The following is a 17,186-nucleotide window of genomic DNA, read 5'->3' as shown; positions in this document are numbered from 1 at the left end:
TCAGCCGCAGGCCGGAGACGTCTCGGCCGGGAAGCGGGCGTGGAGGTAGCGGCCGTAGCCGCCCTCGACCCGGTTGTCGCGGCGGCCGGAGGTGACCACCTCGCCGCGGTCCGTCGCTCCGACCCGGGCGCCGCTCGCGCGCAGCCGCTCGACGAGCAGGACGTCCTCGTGCAGCGGCTCCCGCCCGAATCCGCCCGCGGCGAGGTACGCGCTCGCGCGGACGCCGAGATTCGCGCCGTGGATGCTGCCGATCGACTCCTCGCGCGCGCGGACGTCTCGCCAGCGCGAGTAGGCGCCGGGGGAGAGGTCGGCCGGGTCGGGCCGGACCGTGCCGAGCAGCGCGTCGTGCCGTCGGGCGTGCTCGACGTGGGCGGCCAGCCAGTCGCGGGGGACCACGGTGTCGGCGTCGGTGTTGGCGATCCACACCTGCTCGAGCGGAGCGGTGACGGAGGAGAGGGCGTGCGCGATCCCGGCGGAGCGGGCGGCGCCGACTCCGCAGCGGGCGAGCTCCAGCACCTCGGCGCCGGCGGCACGGGCCCGCTCGACGGTCGCGTCGGAGCAGCCGTCCGCGGCGACCACGAGGCGCATCCCAATGCCGGGCGCCCGGTGGGCGAGGTGGGTCGCACTGGCCTGGACGGAGGCGATCAGGCCGCCGATCCGCTCCTCCTCGTCGCGCGCGGGCACGACGACCAGCACCTGCGCGAGCCGGCTCACACCAGCCCCGTCCGGCGGGCGACCGAGCGGGAGTCGCGGGCGTGGACCTCGAGCAGGACGTCCTCCTCCTCGTGGCGGGCGAGGCGGTGCAGGCCCAGCTCGGCCACGGCGGACTGCACGGCGTCGCCGTCCAGAGCGAGCCCCTCGATCGGATGCCGCCAGTGCACGGTGACGAGCTCCCCCGCGGGGGCGAGGGCGTCGCGGATGGTGCGCAGCACGCCGGGGAGGGCGTCGCCGAGGTAGTAGCCGACCTCCGAGAGCACGACCAGGTCGAACGGACCCTCCGGCACGCCGCGGGTGATGTCGTGGTGCTCGACCCGCACGTGCTCGAGCGGAGCGAGGCGGCGGGCGGCGCGCTCGACGGCGGCGCTCGACACGTCGATCGCCAGCAGGCGGTCGGCCCGGTCGGCCAGCGCCTCGGCCAGCACGCCGATCGAGGCGCCGATCTCCAGCACCGAGCCGTAGCGCTGCTCCGGCAGGCTCGCGAGGGTCAGGGCGCGCTTGCGCTGCTCGTACCAGCGGCTCGTGTACCCCCACGGGTCCTCGTGGCGGGCGTACAGCTCGTCGAAGTAGCTCATGCGATCCTCACCAGCCGGTCGTCCCCGGTGAAGGTGCGCAGGAAGAGCGGATGGAGCACCGCACCGGTCCCGTCGGGCCCGGGGCGGGTCTGGCTGGGATAGCGGGAGCGGGCACGGCGGGTGCGCTCGAGCAGCTCGTCGTCGAGCGGCAGGCGCACGAGATCGCCCCACGGCACCTCGGGGTCCTCCGGGTCCGCCCAGTGCCACAGCCAGATCGGCGCGGCGAGGAGCGGCTGCCCGAGCTCGCGAGCGACCTCCGCGCAGACCTCGCCGACCACGCGGTGGTCCCGGTGCCCGTCCCCGGTCCAGGTGGAGAGGAGCAGGACGGTCCCGGGGGCGCCGGCCGCCCGCTCGCGCACCTCGCGTGCGATGCGCTCGTGGTGCTCCGGGGTCGCCGAGTCCGGCACGTCGAGGAAGGCGAGCCCGATGCCGGGGCCGAGCTCCGCCAGTGCGTCCGAGGCCTCCCGCCGGCGCTCGGCAGCGAGGTCCGCGTCCCGCTCCCCGTGGGCCGCGGCTCCGTCGGTCACGACGACGACGTCGACCGCGATCCCGCGCCGACGCGCGAGCGCGATGGTGCCGCCGCAGCCGAGGGTCTCGTCGTCGGCGTGCGCCACGACCACCAGGACGCGCCGGATCCCGTCGGGCAGGGTCAGCTCCGGGAGGCGGTCGCGGCGGCCGTCCGCGGTCCAGCGCTCGAGAGGAGTGCCTTCGAGGCGCCCGTCGAAGGGCCGGCTCACCAGGAGGCCGCCTCGCCCGAGGCGAGCACGGCGCGGCCGAGAGCGGCGTCGTCGCGCTCGGCGTGGTGCTGGCGGACGTAGAGCGCGAGGTCGGCGACGCGCTTGGCGTGCTCGGCGTCGAGGGCGAGCGGAGCCGGGCCGAGCGCGCGGCCGGCGCGGAGCAGGATCTCCTCGACCGCTCCGGCGACGCTCGCCCGCACGCGCTTGGCGAGCAGTGAGCCGCGGGGGCCGTCGGCCTCGCCCGCGTCGACCGCCGCGGCGGCCTCGTCCAACGCCCGGCGCGACGCGGAGAGCGCCGTGTCGATCGCTCCGAGGTGGGCCAGGAGGTGCGGGTCCTCGCGTCGGGCTGCCGCTGCCGCGACGGCAGCCGCGACTCCGAGGGCTCCGCCGTGCCAGCAGGCGGCGACGCCGATGCCGCCCCAGGCGAAGCCGGGCCGCGAGAGGTACCAGCCGACGTCGCCTACGGGGACGGCGCGGGTGCCGGAGAAGCGGACCGGTCCGCTGGGCACCTCCGTCAGGCCCCGCGCGTGCCAGGCGTCCTGCTCCGGCGTCGCCGTCCCGTCCCGCAGCGCCACGGCGAAGAGGCGGCGCTCGCCGGAGGCGTCCCCGACGTGCGCGGTGACGAGGGCGGCGTCGAGGCGGTCGGCCAGCGAGCACCAGGGCTTCACGCCGTCGAGCAGCCAGTCGCCGTCGCTCTCGCGGGCGACCAGAGGATCCCCGCCGCCCTCGGCCGCGAAGACCCCCCAGGCGGCGTCGGCGGCGACTCCGAGTCCGGACGGGTCGAGCTCCGCCTCGCCGAGGATCGCAAGAGCGTCGAGGTGCGGCTCCACCGCGCGCGCGACGCCGAGGTCGTGCCGAGCCAGGCGCTCGAGGAGACCGTGCAGCTCGGCGGTGCGACCGGTGCCGGGCCGGGGCGCGTCGGTGCTCAGACCGCGCGCGAAGCCGAGTGCGCCGTCCACGTCGTGGGGGAGGAGAGAGGAGGAGTGCTGGTCCATCGCCTCCGAAACTACGCAGTCGAGCGGGCGGCGTCCGGCGATTGTCCCCGGACGGACGGGGTGCTAGGCGTCAGATGTCGAGGTCGTTGATCCTGTGCAGGAGAGAGGCGAAGAGCTCGACGTCGGCGAGCGCCCAGCTGCGCAGCTCCTCGTGCATCAGCGCCTGGTTCGAGCTGCGGATCTCGCGCAGCCGCGCGGCGGTCGCCGGAGTCACCGAGAGGATCGTGGCGCGGCCGTCCTGCGGGTCGGGGGTGCGCTCGAGGAAGCCGAGGCGGTCGAGCGCCGTGATCTGGCGGCTGAGCGCCGACTTGTCCATCTCGAGGAGCTCGGCCAGCACGCCCGAGTGCACGGGTCCGCGGCGCTCGAGCGCCGAGATCGTCTTGTAGCCCAGCGGCGTCAGCTCCGGGTGGAGACGCTCGGCGTAGGAGCGCATCGCCGCCCGCACGCGGTTGAAGAGGGTGCTGAGCTCGCCCTCCACCGAGGCGATCGCGGAGTCGACGTCGCGGGCGGAGTCGGGGGTCGGGCCGGTCATGCCTCCAGCATCCCGCGAGCGGGCCCTCCTCCTCGACTTGCGCCCGCGCGCCGCGATGACGTACGCTTCCCGAAGCCAAAGACCGCCGGTTTCCGGTGTGCGCACGAGCAGGGCCCCGGCCCCGCGGATCGCCACCGGACGAAGGATTCGCGAAGCGAATTGCCCGCGCAGGTGCACGAGTTCAGTTCCGCCTCACCGCGATCCCGAAGCTCCGCGCCCCTGTGCCGGAGCTTTTTTCTTTGCCTGCCTTCGGGCTACCGGCACGAGAATTCACAGGAGTAGCCATGGCGAACAAGGAAGCCTCGGTTGCCGAACTCACGGAGAAGTTCCAGAGCTCGACGGCCGTTCTGCTGACCGAGTACCGCGGTCTCACTGTTGCTCAGCTCAAGACGCTGCGCAAGGACATCAGTGAGCACGCAACCTACGCCGTGGTGAAGAACACGCTGACCAAGATCGCGGCGAACAACGCCGGTATCTCGTCCTTCGACGACGAGCTCGCTGGCCCCTCGGCCATCGCGTTCGTGCACGGCGACCCTGTCGCCGTCGCGAAGTCGCTGCGTGCCTTCGCCAAGGCAAACCCTCTCCTCGTGGTCAAGGGCGGTTACTTCGACGGTAACCCGCTGACCGCAGAAGAGGTGGGCAAGCTCGCCGACCTCGAGTCCCGCGAAGTTCTGCTCGGCAAGCTCGCCGGCGCCTTCAAGGCCTCGCTGTTCGGCGCCGCATATCTGTTCAACGCTCCGCTCTCGAAGGCCGTTCGCACGGTCGAGGCGCTGCGCGAGAAGCAGGAGTCCGCGAGCTGACGTCTTCCCCTTCCGGGAAGCAGTGCGCGCGCGGTTCGTAGACAAAGAAAAACAAGGAGAAAAATCATGGCAAAGCTCACGCAGGACGAGCTCATCGAGGCCTTCAAGGAGCTCACGCTCATCGAGCTCTCGGAGTTCGTCAAGAAGTTCGAAGAGGTCTTCGAGGTCACCGCTGCGGCGCCCGTCGCCGCCGCCGGTGTGGCCGGCCCGGCCGCCCCCGCCGAAGAGGTCGAGGAGCAGACCGAGTTCGACGTCGTGCTCGAGGCCGCCGGCGAGAAGAAGATCCAGGTCATCAAGGAGGTGCGCGCCCTCACCAGCCTCGGCCTCGGTGAGGCGAAGGCGCTCGTCGACGGTGCCCCCAAGGCGGTCCTCGAGGCCGTCAACAAGGAGACCGCCGAGAAGGCCAAGGCTCAGCTCGAGGGCGCCGGCGCGACCGTCACCGTCAAGTAATCCCCTTCACCCGTCGCGGGTGCCGGCTCCGGCCGGTCGCTCGTCGGGGTGACGCAGGCACGCCTGCAGACGCAGGGCGTCGTCTCCTCGGAGGCGGCGCCCTTCGTCGTTCCCGCCCGACGGAGGCCCGCGCCCCTAGGATCGGAGCGTGACTGCTCACGATCTGCTCGCCGGGCTCCCCGCCCGCGACGTCCCGCCCAGCGAGGTCTCGCTCAGCGAGCTCCTGAGCGACTTCGTCTCGGTGACGCACCGGATCACCCGCCTCGCCGCCCAGGCGACCGGCAACCAGGAGTCGCAGGCCGTCTGGCGCACGCTCTCGGTGCTCCTCTCGATGGGCCCGATGCGCCTGGGGGAGCTCGCCTCCCAGAGCCGCGTCTCGCAGCCCACGATGACCAAGATCGTGAAGAACCTCGTCGAGACCGGCTGGCTGGACCGCATCGCCGATCCCCTCGACGCGCGCGCCTGGCAGATCCGCCTGGCTCCCGCCGGCGCGGACGCGCTGAACGCCTGGCGGACCGACCTCGGCGACGCGCTGACGCCGATCTTCGCCGATCTCACCCCGGAGGACCGCCGCGTCCTCGAGCGCGCCGTCGAGATCATGCACGAGCGCCTCGTCGTCGGCCCGCGCGACTGACCCCTCCCGCGCGGTTCCGCCGCGCGGCACACTGGTCGCGTGCAGATGCGACTCGAGCTCGTCCCCCTCCCCGTCGGCGACGTCGACCGCGCGGTCGCCTTCTACACGGAGGTGATGGGCTTCCACCTCGACCACGACGTGCGGCCCTCCGCCGCGATACGCGTGGTCCAGCTCACCCCGCCCGGCTCGGCCTGCTCGATCGTGGTCGGCAGCGGGATGGGCCCCGGTCCGGAGGAGGGCGTCGTCCGCTCCCTCCACCTCGTCGTCGACGACATCGCCGCCGCTCGCGCGGAGCTCGTCGGCCGCTCGCTCGAGATCAGCGACGTCCAGGACCTGGGCGGCGTGCAGTACGCGTACTTCGCCGATCCGGACGGCAACACCTGGGCGCTCCAGGAGATCGGGAGCAGGACGCCCCCGGAGTGAGTCAGTCCTCGGGCCAGCGGACCCGGGCGTCGACGTCGGGGTGCTTGCGCAGCCAGGCCGCGACGAAGGGGCAGCGCGGGACGACCGTGCCGCCCGCCTCCGTGATCGCGGTGACCGCGGCCCGCGCGAGGATGCTCCCGAGGCCGTGGCCCTCCCACGCGTCGTCGACGACGGTGTGGGTGAGCGTCACCTCGTCGCCCTGGCGGGTGTACGCGGCGAAGCCGGCCGGGGTGCCGCCGACCTCGATCACGAAGCGGGACCGCTCGGGGACGTCGCGGACGGCGGGGGTGTCGGAGTCGCTCATGCTCCGATTCTCGCTCCCCGCGGCGCCGAGGTGCTGGTGCGGATCACCAGCGAGGCGGGGATCAGCGTGTGGCGGGCCGGGGGAGGGGGCTCGCCGCGACCGAGGGCGGCCAGCGCGTCCAGCACCAGCGCGACCGCGAGCTCGCCCTGCTGGCGCGGGTCCTGGCGGATCGAGCTGAGACCGAAGAGCTCGGCGAGGGGGTGGTCGTCGATCCCGATGACGGAGACGTCCTCGGGCACCGAGAGCCCGAGCTCGCGCGCCGCGAGGATGATCCCGATCGCGATCTCGTCGGAGGCGGCGAAGATCGCCGTCGGCCGGGTCCGCGGGTCGCCGAGGACCTGCCGTCCGGCGCTGTGCCCGCCGGGGATGTCGAAGGTGGTGGGCACGATGTCCTGCGCGCCCGGCTCGAGACCGGCGGCCGCGAGCGCCTGGCGGAAGCCGTCGCGGCGCTGCGTATGGACGTGGAAGTCCATCTCCTCCTCCGCGAGCCCGCCGATGTGGACGACCCGCTCATGGCCGAGGGAGAGCAGGTGCTCCGTGGCGAGGCGGGAGGCGGCGACGTCGTCGATGCTGAAGGTGGGGATGCCGGGGAGCTCGCCGCCGATGCCGACGATGGGCTTGCCCAGGGCGAGGAGCGCCTCCGTCTCGTGCGGCGAGATCTCGAGCGTGACGGCGACGATCGCGTCGACGCGCTTGCGGACGAGGTAGTACTCGAACACGCTCCGGCGGGCGTCGAGGTGCTTGTCGATGTTGTAGAGGAGCAGGTCGTAGCCGGCGGCGAGCAGGGCGCGCTCGATGCCCTCGATGATCCCGGCGAAGAACCACTGGTTGATGATCGGGATGATCACGGCGATGTTGTTGCTGCGGCCGGTGACGAGGCTGGAGGCGTTGGCGGAGACGACGTAGCCCAGGCTCGTCGCGGCGCGCTCGACGCGCTGCTTCGTCCCCGCGGAGACGTAGCCCCGGCCGCTGAGCGCGCGCGAGACCGTCGCCTTCGACACTCCTGCGAGCTCGGCCACCTCTTCGATGCCTGGCACGACGTTCCTCCCGACCGTCCGGCCTCGATGCTGGAAACGGTTCCAGGAAGTTATACCCCGCCCGGCGGCCGGGCGTCGCGCCGAGATCGATCTCCGCCCGTCCCCGCCGCCGCGATCGCTGTTCTGACGCCGAATCGTTATCTCAGAGAGCGCTCTATCACGGGCGTTGTGCTTTCATCGTTCTTGTGGAAAGGTTTCCCTCCGTGGGAGCCCACCCACACGAATCCGGTGATCCGCTTGGAGTTCCTCCTGGCATCGCCATCACCAGCATCCGAGTCGTCGCGGCACACGCTTCGAGCCGCCACAGCCTCCCGATCCCGATCGGCGAGGAGCGGCCTGCTCGGCTGGTTCCACCACTCAATGAGGAGGAAGAATGCGGTCATCCCTGCACCGCCGTATCACCGTCCCGGTCGCCGTTCTGGCAGCGGCCGGCATCGCACTCGCGGGCTGCTCCAGCAGCAGTGACCCCAACGACCCGAACGCCGGCGGCGGCAGCTCGGCCGGCACGGTCGGCACCGCCGACGGCGTCGTCAACGTCTACGGCACCATCAACGGCGACGAGGCCACCCTTCTCGAGCAGTCCTGGGCGGACTGGGAGAAGGAGAACAACATCGAGATCAAGTACACGGGCGACAAGGAGTTCGAGAAGCAGATCGGCATCAAGGTCCAGGGTGGCGACACCCCCGACCTCGCGATCTTCCCGCAGCCGGGTCTGCTCGCCGACACCGTCGCCTCCGGCAAGGTGCAGGAGCTCCCCGAGGGCGCCCTCGCCAACGTCAAGCAGAACTGGTCCGAGGACTGGCAGAAGTACGGCCAGGTCGACGGCACCCAGTACGGCGCGCCGCTGATGGCGTCCGTCAAGGGCTACATCTGGTACTCGCCGGCCAAGTTCAAGGAGTGGGGCGTCTCCGTTCCCACGACGTGGGACGAGATGGAGGCGCTCGGCAAGACGATCGCCGAGAAGACCGGCGGACCGTCCTGGTGCGCGGGCTTCAACTCCGGTGAGGCTTCCGGCTGGCCCGGAACCGACTGGATCGAGGACGCCGTCCTCCGCGAGGCCGGCCCCGACGTCTACGACTCCTGGGTCGCGGGCGACACCCCCTTCACCGACCCGGCCATCAAGTCCGCGTTCGAGTCCGTCGGATCGATCCTCCTCGACCCGACCCTCGTCAACGCCGGCTACGGCGACGTGAAGTCGATCAACTCCACCGCCTTCGGCGACGTCGCCCAGAACATGGCGAACGGCACCTGCGCGCTGACCCACCAGGCCTCGTTCTTCGAGGGCTTCCTGACCTCGGCCGGCGCCAACGTGGCCGAGGACGGCGACGTGTGGGCCTTCCTCACCCCGCCGGTCAAGGCCGACGACGCCCAGGCCGTCACCGGTGGTGGCGAGATGGTCGCCGCGTTCTCGAACGACGAGGACACCGCGAAGGTCCAGGAGTACCTGGCCAGCGCCGACTGGGCCAACAGCCGCGTCTCCCTCGGCGGCGTCATCTCCGCGAACACCGGTCTCGACCCGGCCAACGCGGGCAGCGACGTCCTGAAGGACTCCATCGCGATCCTCCAGAACCCGGACACCACGTTCCGCTTCGACGCGTCCGACCTCATGCCGAAGGCAGTGGGCTCGGACAGCTTCTTCAAGGGCATGGTCGACTGGATCGACGGCACGAGCACCGACCAGGCGCTCGAGGAGATCCAGGCCGGCTACACCTCCTAGCAGCGGAGCAGAGCCGCCGCTCCCGAGTGGCGGCTCAGCTGTGACGGCCCGGCCCCCGGATCCACGGATCCCGGGGCCGGGCCCCTCCTGAGTCCAGAGTCGCACTCGAAAGGGCGTCCATGTCCCCCATCACCATCTCGGGGTTCTTCCAATGGCTGGCGGGAATCCCGCCGCTCGCGCAGATCCCGCTCATCCTCCTGGCCTTCGCGGCCGTGGTGGCGCTCATCCTCTTCTTCGTCGAGATCGCGCCCCGCCGCGGCACCGGCTACACGGTCCTCCGGCTCGCGGTCACGGTCGTCCTGCCGGTCGTCCTCCTGCTGGTCTTCGGCCTCTACAACTCCGTCCTCTGGGTCGCGGTGGTGGCCGCCGTCATCGGCGGCGCGCTGTTCCTGCTCGACTTCCGGTCCCGCAAAGGCGCGGGCTACGGACTCCAGCTCATCGCGTTCATGGCACCGGCCGCCTTCTTCATCCTCATCGGCCTGATCTACCCGACGATCACGACGGCCATCAACGCGTTCATGAAGAACGACGGCTCCGGTTTCGCCGGCATCGACAACTTCGTCTGGGTCTTCACCAGCCCCGACGGCATCACCGCCTTCCTGAACACGGTGGTCTGGGTGCTCCTGGCCCCCATCACGGCGACCGCGATCGGTCTCGCCTACGCGGTCTTCATCGACAAGAGCCGCGGCGAGAAGTTCTTCAAGCTGCTGGTCTTCATGCCGATGGCGATCTCGTTCGTCGGCGCGTCGATCATCTTCAAGTTCTTCTACGACGTGCGCCAGGGCGAGCAGATCGGCCTCCTCAACGGCATCCTCACCGCCTTCGGCGCCCCGCCGGTCGACTGGCTGGGACTCGAGCCGTGGAACACGCTGTTCCTCGTCGTCGTCCTCATCTGGACCCAGGCCGGATTCGCCATGACGGTGCTCTCCGCCGCCATCAAGGGCGTCCCCTCCGAGCAGCTCGAAGCGGCCTCGCTCGACGGCACCAGCGCGTGGCAGTCCTTCTGGAACGTCACCGTCCCCGGCATCCGCTCCTCGATCGTGGTCGTCCTCACGACGATCTCGATCGCGTCGCTGAAGGTCTTCGACATCGTCTCGGCGATGACCGGCGGCCGCTCCGACACCACGGTCCTCGCGTTCGAGATGGTCCGCCAGTTCCAGCTCGGCGCCCGCAGCGGCTACAGCGCGGCCCTCGCGGTCATCCTGTTCCTGCTCGTGCTCCCGATCGTCGTCTACAACGCCCGCCAGCTCGCCAAGCAGAGGGAGATCCGATGAGCGTCACGCCCACCCCGATCCAGGTTCCGGTCGACCGCAGCACCGAGCGCGCGCTCGCCCGCGGCGAGTCCAGGATCGAGGCGGCCAGCGGCAAGGTCAAGAAGGCGACGACGTCGCGCGGCGCCACCCTCGCCGCGCTGATCATCGCCGTCATCTGGACCGTCCCCACCCTCGGCCTGTTCATCTCGTCGTTCCGCCCCGCGAACGACATCAAGACGACCGGCTGGTGGACGATCTTCGCCAACCCCGGCTTCACCCTCGACAACTACGCGAACGCGCTCAACTCCGGCGACAGCCTGACCCTGGGCAAGGCGTTCGTGAACTCGCTGGTCATCACGCTGCCGGCGGCGCTGATCCCGATCACGATCGCCAGCCTCGCCGCCTACGCGTTCGCCTGGATCGACTTCAAGGGCCGCAACACGCTCTTCGTCCTCGTGTTCTCGCTCCAGATCGTCCCCATCCAGATGGCGCTCGTGCCGCTGCTGCAGCTGTTCTCGGACGGCCTGCGCATCGGAGGGCTCTACATCCTCCCCGGCCTCGGGGTGAACGGGTTGGACGGCTCCTACGCGAAGGTGTGGATCGCGCACACGATCTTCGCGCTCCCGCTCGCGATCTTCATGCTCCACAACTTCATCTCCGAGATCCCCGGCGAGGTCATCGAAGCGGCACGAGTGGACGGCGCCGGACACGGCCAGATCTTCTTCCGCATCGTGCTCCCGCTCTCGGTCCCCGCCATCGCCTCCTTCGGCATCTTCCAGTTCCTCTGGGTCTGGAACGACCTGCTGGTCGCGACGGTCTTCACCTCCGGACAGGGCTTGCCGATCACGAAGGCGCTGCAGGACCTCACCGGCTCCTACGGCCAATCGTGGGAGCTGCTCACGGCCGGCGCGTTCATCTCGATCATCGTGCCGCTCATCGTGTTCTTCTCCCTCCAGAGGTTCTTCGTCCGCGGCCTCCTCGCCGGCGCCACCAAGGGCTGACGACCCGCGGGGGTGCCGTGGGCGGCGTTGTCGTCGTCGGCGGTAGCTCCGCTACAGCTCTCCTCCTCCGCCTTGCCCACGACACCCCCGCGGGCCGTCCGCACTGCTCGTCGGGGGGAAGAGGGGGGCACGAACGAAGGCCCGGGTCCTGCTGTGCAGGACCCGGGCCTTCGTCGTGCGGTGGCGCCGGGGGGCGGCCACCAGGGAGGGGGGGTACGGCGCCGGAGGCGGCCGACGGGGCGCGGCGCGGGCTTGCACGACTTCGCCGTGGGCGGAAGGGCGGGGGTCCGGGGGGCGGGCGGGGCTAGGGTCGAGCCGTGAGCAGGATGGGTGACGTCGCGGCAGGCGGCGGGATGCGCGGAGGGGCGCGCGGCGGGAGGATCTCGAGCAGCGATCCGGACAGCCAGCGGGAGATCAACGCGGCGGCTCCGAAGGTCGACGACCTGCTCCGGCGCATCGCGGGACTCTTCCGCGACCACCGCCCCAAGCTCACGCTCACCGTGATCCTCGTGCTCGTCGGCGCCGCCCTCACGGTGGTGCCGCCGCTCCTCACCCAGCTGGCCTTCGACCGCGGGCTCTTCCCGCCCGGCGGACGCCCGAACCTCCCGGTGCTGCTCGAGCTGGTCGGCGTCATGGTGCTGGTCTGGGCGTTCTCGGCGATCCTCGGCGTCTGGCAGACCTACCTCACCGCGACCGTCGGCAACACGGTCATGGGGGAGCTGCGCATCCGCCTCTTCCGCCACCTGCAGGCGATGGAGCTCGGCTTCTTCACCCGTACCCGCACCGGCGTCATCCAGTCGCGCCTCGCCAACGACGTGGGCGGCGTGGCCAACGTGCTCACGAACACCGTCTCGAGCGTCCTCGGCAACACCGTCACCGTGATCGCGGCCGTCGTCGCGATGCTCCTGCTCTCGTGGCAGATGACGATCGTCGCCCTCGTCCTCACTCCGGTGCTCGTCGTGGCCCAGCGCCGCGTCGGCCAGGTGAGGGCGCGCATCGCGACGAAGACGCAGGAGTCGCTGTCCGAGATGACCGCGATCACCCAGGAGACCCTGAGCGTCTCGGGCATCCTCCTGGCCAAGAGCTTCGGCCGCCAGGAGTCGGAGGTGACGCGCTACGCCGACGAGAACGGCCGCCAGATCGAGCTCCAGGTGCGGCAGCAGATGTCCGGCCAGTGGTTCTTCGCGATGGTGCAGATCTTCCTCTCCGTCATCCCCGTGATCGTGTACCTCGTGGCCGCCTGGCTGATCCTCGGCGGCACCACCGTCACCGCCGGGACCGTCGTGGCCTTCACCACCGTGCAGGCGCGCCTGATGTGGCCGCTCCTGGGCCTGATGCGCGTCGCGCTCGACCTGCAGACGGCCGGAGCGCTGTTCGCCCGCATCTTCGAGTACCTGGACCTGCGCCCGGCGATCACGGACCGGGCCGATGCACGCGAGGTCTCGGGCGAGCTCGGCCGGGTCGAGCTCGACGACGTCGTGTTCCGCTACCCCGACCAGGCGGAGGACGCGCGCCCGACGCTCGACCACGTCTCGGTCGCGATCGAGCCGGGCCAGTTCGTCGCCTTCGTCGGTCCCTCCGGCGCGGGCAAGACCACCATCTCGTACCTCGTCCCGCGCCTCTACGACGTGGCCGGGGGAGCGGTGCGCTTCGCCGGCACCGACGTGCGCGAGCTGCGGCAGGAGTCGCTCGTCTCGCACATCGGCATCGTCAGCCAGGAGACCTACCTCTTCCACGCGACGATCGGCGACAACCTCCGCTACGCCCGCCCGGACGCGACGCAGGAGGAGCTGGAGGCGGCCGCCCGCGCCGCGAACATCCACGCGACGATCACGTCGTTCCCCGGCGGCTACGACACGCTGGTCGGCGAGCGCGGCTACCGGCTCTCCGGAGGCGAGAAGCAGCGGCTCGCGATCGCGCGCGTCCTGTTGAAGGACCCGGCGGTCCTCATCCTCGACGAGGCGACCAGCGCCCTCGACACCGTCTCGGAGCGGATCGTCCAGACCGCGCTCGACGACGCCGCCCGCGGCCGCACCACCATCGCGATCGCCCACCGGCTCTCGACCATCGTGTCGGCCGACGTCATCCACGTCGTCGAGGGCGGCCGGATCGTCGAATCGGGCACCCACCGCGAGCTGCTCGGCCTCGGCGGCCTCTACGCCTCGCTCTACGCGCAGCAGACGGAGTCGGCCCTCCAGGGCTGAGCCGCGGATCGGCGGCCGGACTCCGCGGGGCTACTCGCAGCCGACGCCGTCTCCGTCGCGGTCGAGCTTGCGGCTGTAGCCGGCGTCACCCGTGCGGATCGGCGCCGCCCCGGCGGCACGCACGGCGTCGCAGTTGGCGTAGAACGCCGCTCCTCCTCCTCCGGTCGAGGCGGCTGCCGGCGCTGCTGCGGCGGGGGCCGCGGCGGGAGCGACCTCGGCGACCGCGACCGGGACGGCGGCGGCAGCTGCGGTGGCGGCGGCCTCGAGTTCGGCGATCCGGGCGTCGCGGCTCGCCAGCGTCGTGGTCGAGGTGGCGGCGTCGGCCGTCATCGTGTCGATCCGCTGCTGGAGTCCTGCGGCTGACGCCTCGGCGGCGCTCCGCTCGGCTTCGGCCCCGGCGCGCGCCTCGGTCTGCTCGTCGAGCGAGTCCTCCGCCGTGCTCAGCTGCTGCTGCACGGCCGCGAGCCGCTCCTCCAGTTCGGTCTTGTCGGAGGCGCCGCCCGCGCCGCCGACGGCGGTTCCGACCACGAGGGCTCCGACGGACGCCCAGACCAGTGCGACGAGCGGGACGCGACGGCGACGGCGGTCCTGCTTCCGCCTCCTGTCCTCCGTCGACGGGAGCGGCGGAGGCCAGGTCGCGGACGGGCTGGGATCGGTCATGTGCTGCTCCTCGCGGCGGTCTCGCGCCCTGATGATCGGGGCGCCGGGAGCATCCAACCGGCATCTGTCGGTCGGGGCAAGGCGATTCCACTCAGTGCACGTGCAGCCGGCCGGAGCGAAGGGTGGTCGTCGTGCGCGATGCCTGAGGAGAGGCCTCCACCGCGGCGGCGGCACGCGCCCTCCATCGGCTCCGGCTCCGGCTCCGTGCACGGCGTCGGCGGAGAGCACGTGCCACTCCCCGGTGGGGGAGGCGCACCAGTCTCAGCCGATCGTGCGCGCCGGAGGCGGTCACTCCGCCGGCCGGTCCTCGAGCATCTGCTCCATCAGCGAGATCTCGGCCTCCTGGGCCTTCACGACGGAGGAGGCGAAGTCGGTGGCGACCGTCACGCGGCTCCGGGCGAGCAGCGCCTCGGCCATGTCGATCGCGCCGCGGTGGTGGGCGATCATCAGCTCGAGGAACATCCGGTCGAAGTCTCGGCCCGACGCGCTGCTGAGGGCGGTGATCTGGTCCGGTGTCGCGAGACCGGGCATGCTCGCGGGCACGACGCCGTCCTCGGTCCCCATCCCCATCGACGAGTGCTCGTCGGCGGCTCCGGCCAGGGTCGGCCGGCCCATCCAGGTCATCGAGGGCTCCGGAGCAGCCTGCGGCAGGCCCCACGAGTTCAGCCAGCCGAAGAGCTGCCCGGCCTGCTGCTGCTGGGTGAGCAGGATGTCCTTCGAGACGGTGAGGACCTCGTCGTCGGCGCTGCGCTCGCGGGCGATCATCGCCAGCTCGGCGCCCTGCAGATGGTGCACCTGCATGTCGCGCGCGAAGCCCGCTTCGGCGCTGGCGCTCGAGGGCGTCGCCGCGGAGGCGAACGGGGCGAGCGCGCCGAAGAGGTAGCCGCCGGCCGCTCCGAGGAGGAGCGCGACCACGGCGACCGCGGCGACGAGGATCCGGCCCCTACTGCTTGCCGGGCGCATCGATCCCTCCGGTGCAGGGGGCGCCGGGCTCCGGAGCGCTCGAGGACTGCCAGAAGCGCTCGACGAAGGCGTCGATGCGGGGGTCCTCGGGCGAGTCGATCGCGACCTGGGCGTCCCAGGCGCTCAGCACGATGGGCGACTCGAGGCCCTCGTAGGGCGAGACGACGGAGTAGGTGTCGGGCATCGCGGCGATCAGCGCGTCGACCTCGCTCTGCGGGAGCTCGGGGTCGTAGGTGGCCCAGACGGCGCCGTGCTCGAGGTCGTGCACCGCGTTCTCGTTCGGGACGGGCTCGTCGTAGACGCCGCAGTTCATCCACACGGCGTTGTGCGGTCCGCCCGCCGGCGGGGTCTGCGGGTAGTCGACGGCGCCGGCGACGTGGGTGGCGTCGTTGTCGAAGGTCTGCAGGCCGTCGATCTCGCGCGCCTCGACGATCTGCTGGTTCCCGAAAACGGTGACCGCGACGATCCCGCCGACCGCGAGGACGGCCAGGGCCGACAGCGACCAGATCCAGATGCGGGAGCCGCGCTTGCGGCGGTCCTGCTCGCGCTTGTAGGCCTCGAGCTTCTCCTGTCGGGCGCGGTTCTTGGCGGACATCGTGTCTTTGGGCACGGCGGCGTCTCTCGTTCTGAGGGCGGAAGGCGCCTGGGGCGGGCGCAGGCGCCTGAGAGGCGCTCTCAGAGGATAACGAGCGAGGCTTCGGATCGGATCAATGCGCGGTCAGGGGGATCTCGACACGCCCGCGGAGCGAGCTGCTCGATCAGCGGGATGCCCAACGGTTCCGCTCGAGCCGCAGGATGCGCCGCCGCTCCCCGCTCAAGGAGCGAAGGTGAGCCAGAGCAGCAGGCCGTTCAGGACGATGAGGAAGACGGCGGCCAGAGCGGCGGCGAGGGTGGTGAACCAGCGGTTCGTCTGGTCGCCCATCAGGCGGCGGTCGCGCGTCAGGATCACGAGCGGCACGAGCGCGAAGGGGATGCCGAACGACAGGACCACCTGGCTGAGCACCAGCGCGCGCGTCGGGTCGAAGCCGATCGCGAGCACCAGGAGCGCCGGGATCAGCGTGACCAGACGACGGGCGACGAGCGGCACCCGCACCTGGAGCAGACCGTGCATGATCTCGGCCCCCGCGTACGCGCCGACCGAGGTCGAGGCGAGGCCGGAGGCGAGCAGGCCGACGGCGAACAGGGTCGCGACCACCGGTCCGAGCGCCGCCCCGATGGCCGCGTGGGCGCCCTCGAGGCTGTCGGTCCCGGCGACTCCCGCGAGGGAGTGCGCGGCGAGGAGCAGGATCGCGAGGTTCACGGTGCCGGCGATGGCGAGCGCGATCGTCACGTCGATCCGGGTGGCGACCAGGATCCTCCGGCGCGCGCCGACGCCCTCGACGTGGCCGAAGCGGTCGCGGGCGAGCGCGGAGTGGGCGTAGATCGCGTGGGGCATGACGGTCGCGCCCAGGATCGAGGCGGCGAGCAGCACCGACTCCGAGCCCTCGAAGCGCGGCACGAGACCGGCGACGGTCGCGCCCGCGTCCGGGGGATCGACGACCACGCCGACCGTGAAGCCGACGGCGATCAGCACCATCAGCGCCGTGATCACCCGCTCGAACGGCTGCGCCCCGCCCCGCGTCTGCACGAGCAGCAGCACCAGCGAGACCGCGCCGGTGACCACGCCGCCGGCCAGCAGCGGCAGTCCGAAGAGCAGGTTGAGCGCGATCGCACCGCCGATCACCTCGGCCAGGTCGGTCGCCATCGCGACCGTCTCGGCCTGCAGCCAGTAGGCCCGGCGGCCCCAGCGGCCGCGCAGGCGGTCGCCGAGCAGCTCGGGGAGGCTGCGGCCGGTCATCAGGCCGAGCTTCGCCGAGAGGTACTGGATGAGCCAGGCCATCAGGTTGCCGAGCACCACCACCCAGACCAGGAGGTAGCCGAACCGGGCGCCGGCCGTCATGTTGCTGGCGACGTTGCCCGGGTCGAGGTAGGCGACTCCGGCGACCAGCGCCGGGCCGAGCAGGCGGAGGAGGTGGATGTCGGCCGGACGCCGCGGCGGTGCGGCGATCGGTGAGGTCATTCGGGGTCCGTTCCGGGTCGACGGCGGCGCTCGCGGACCCCCACGATAGGGCACCGGCGCGACCGGCGGCACTCCCCTCCCGAGACCGCTCCCTGTGCCTCCGCCCACCCCCGTCACACGCCCGG

19 protein-coding genes are annotated in these 17,186 nt (G+C 71.7%); 8 read left to right on the top strand and 11 right to left on the bottom strand.

Translation table 11 applies throughout. The features are described 5' to 3' along the window. From GTU71_RS08570 to GTU71_RS08550, 5 genes are all read right to left on the bottom strand, one after another. Complete coding sequence (locus GTU71_RS08570) at positions 1-714, bottom strand: glycosyltransferase (protein WP_159939677.1); 714 nt, start codon at positions 712-714, stop codon at positions 1-3. Continuing rightward, entirely contained in the window at positions 711-1,292 is a 582-nt protein-coding gene (locus tag GTU71_RS08565) for an SAM-dependent methyltransferase (RefSeq protein WP_104234596.1), read from the bottom strand. Before GTU71_RS08565 ends, GTU71_RS08570 begins: the two co-directional genes overlap by 4 nt. Next, positions 1,289-2,029 (bottom strand): PIG-L deacetylase family protein, encoded by a 741-nt coding sequence (locus GTU71_RS08560; protein ID WP_159939676.1) that lies wholly within the window; start codon positions 2,027-2,029, stop codon positions 1,289-1,291. Before GTU71_RS08560 ends, GTU71_RS08565 begins: the two co-directional genes overlap by 4 nt. Beyond that, positions 2,026-3,024: an acyl-CoA dehydrogenase gene (locus GTU71_RS08555; protein WP_159939675.1), complete on the bottom strand. Its 999-nt coding sequence runs from the start codon at positions 3,022-3,024 to the stop codon at positions 2,026-2,028. Before GTU71_RS08555 ends, GTU71_RS08560 begins: the two co-directional genes overlap by 4 nt. Before the next feature lie 70 nt (positions 3,025-3,094). Next, the gene (locus GTU71_RS08550; RefSeq protein ID WP_104224334.1) at positions 3,095-3,556 is read right to left on the bottom strand and encodes a MarR family winged helix-turn-helix transcriptional regulator; all 462 of its coding nucleotides are present in this window, start codon (positions 3,554-3,556) and stop codon (positions 3,095-3,097) included. A gap of 284 nt (positions 3,557-3,840) precedes the next feature. Here GTU71_RS08550 and rplJ point away from each other — a divergent pair, with 284 nt between their 5' ends. From rplJ to GTU71_RS08530, 4 genes are all read left to right on the top strand, one after another. Next, complete coding sequence (rplJ, locus tag GTU71_RS08545; RefSeq protein ID WP_055791018.1) at positions 3,841-4,356, top strand: 50S ribosomal protein L10; 516 nt, start codon at positions 3,841-3,843, stop codon at positions 4,354-4,356. Positions 4,357-4,422: 66 nt separating this feature from the next. Further along, entirely contained in the window at positions 4,423-4,806 is a 384-nt protein-coding gene (rplL, locus tag GTU71_RS08540; RefSeq protein ID WP_104224335.1) for a 50S ribosomal protein L7/L12, read from the top strand. 148 nt (positions 4,807-4,954) lie between these two features. Beyond that, positions 4,955-5,440, top strand: a complete 486-nt coding sequence (locus GTU71_RS08535) for a MarR family transcriptional regulator (RefSeq protein WP_244229591.1) — start codon at positions 4,955-4,957, stop codon at positions 5,438-5,440. A gap of 39 nt (positions 5,441-5,479) precedes the next feature. Next, positions 5,480-5,863, top strand: a complete 384-nt coding sequence (locus tag GTU71_RS08530; RefSeq protein ID WP_208543567.1) for a VOC family protein — start codon at positions 5,480-5,482, stop codon at positions 5,861-5,863. A gap of 1 nt (position 5,864) precedes the next feature. On the opposite strand, the gene GTU71_RS08525 is transcribed toward GTU71_RS08530, so the two are convergent. Together GTU71_RS08525 and GTU71_RS08520 are read right to left on the bottom strand one after the other, a co-directional pair. After that, positions 5,865-6,167 (bottom strand): GNAT family N-acetyltransferase, encoded by a 303-nt coding sequence (locus GTU71_RS08525; protein WP_159939674.1) that lies wholly within the window; start codon positions 6,165-6,167, stop codon positions 5,865-5,867. After that, on the bottom strand, positions 6,164-7,204 hold the full coding sequence (locus GTU71_RS08520) for a LacI family DNA-binding transcriptional regulator (RefSeq protein WP_104224337.1): 1,041 nt from the start codon (positions 7,202-7,204) through the stop codon (positions 6,164-6,166). Before GTU71_RS08520 ends, GTU71_RS08525 begins: the two co-directional genes overlap by 4 nt. A gap of 373 nt (positions 7,205-7,577) precedes the next feature. Here GTU71_RS08520 and GTU71_RS08515 point away from each other — a divergent pair, with 373 nt between their 5' ends. The 4 genes from GTU71_RS08515 to GTU71_RS08500 all read left to right on the top strand — a co-directional run bounded on the left by GTU71_RS08515 (position 7,578) and on the right by GTU71_RS08500 (position 13,379). Then, positions 7,578-8,921: an ABC transporter substrate-binding protein gene (locus GTU71_RS08515; protein ID WP_159939673.1), complete on the top strand. Its 1,344-nt coding sequence runs from the start codon at positions 7,578-7,580 to the stop codon at positions 8,919-8,921. A gap of 119 nt (positions 8,922-9,040) precedes the next feature. Further along, positions 9,041-10,195, top strand: a complete 1,155-nt coding sequence (locus GTU71_RS08510; RefSeq protein WP_181027270.1) for a sugar ABC transporter permease — start codon at positions 9,041-9,043, stop codon at positions 10,193-10,195. Beyond that, positions 10,192-11,175, top strand: coding sequence for a carbohydrate ABC transporter permease (locus tag GTU71_RS08505; RefSeq protein ID WP_104224339.1), 984 nt, complete (start codon positions 10,192-10,194; stop codon positions 11,173-11,175). The genes GTU71_RS08510 and GTU71_RS08505 overlap by 4 nt, the downstream gene beginning before the upstream one ends. Before the next feature lie 326 nt (positions 11,176-11,501). Then, positions 11,502-13,379, top strand: a complete 1,878-nt coding sequence (locus GTU71_RS08500; protein WP_159941158.1) for an ABC transporter ATP-binding protein — start codon at positions 11,502-11,504, stop codon at positions 13,377-13,379. A gap of 30 nt (positions 13,380-13,409) precedes the next feature. Here the strand turns inward: GTU71_RS08500 and GTU71_RS16290 are convergent, their stop codons facing one another. The 4 genes from GTU71_RS16290 to GTU71_RS08480 all read right to left on the bottom strand — a co-directional run bounded on the left by GTU71_RS16290 (position 13,410) and on the right by GTU71_RS08480 (position 17,061). Further along, a complete protein-coding gene (locus tag GTU71_RS16290) occupies positions 13,410-14,039 on the bottom strand; it encodes an excalibur calcium-binding domain-containing protein (protein ID WP_208543566.1) in 630 nt (209 codons plus the stop codon). Positions 14,040-14,327: 288 nt separating this feature from the next. Then, complete coding sequence (locus GTU71_RS08490) at positions 14,328-15,002, bottom strand: DUF305 domain-containing protein (protein WP_104224341.1); 675 nt, start codon at positions 15,000-15,002, stop codon at positions 14,328-14,330. Then, entirely contained in the window at positions 14,983-15,612 is a 630-nt protein-coding gene (locus GTU71_RS08485) for a DUF3105 domain-containing protein (RefSeq protein WP_244230507.1), read from the bottom strand. Before GTU71_RS08485 ends, GTU71_RS08490 begins: the two co-directional genes overlap by 20 nt. Positions 15,613-15,816: 204 nt before the next feature. Beyond that, positions 15,817-17,061 (bottom strand): Nramp family divalent metal transporter, encoded by a 1,245-nt coding sequence (locus tag GTU71_RS08480; protein WP_104227179.1) that lies wholly within the window; start codon positions 17,059-17,061, stop codon positions 15,817-15,819. Positions 17,062-17,186 lie beyond the last annotated feature (125 nt).

The sequence above is a fragment of the Rathayibacter sp. VKM Ac-2762 genome, from assembly GCF_009866585.1.
Taxonomy (GTDB): domain Bacteria; phylum Actinomycetota; class Actinomycetes; order Actinomycetales; family Microbacteriaceae; genus Rathayibacter.
This window is presented reverse-complemented; position numbering and strand designations above follow the sequence as displayed.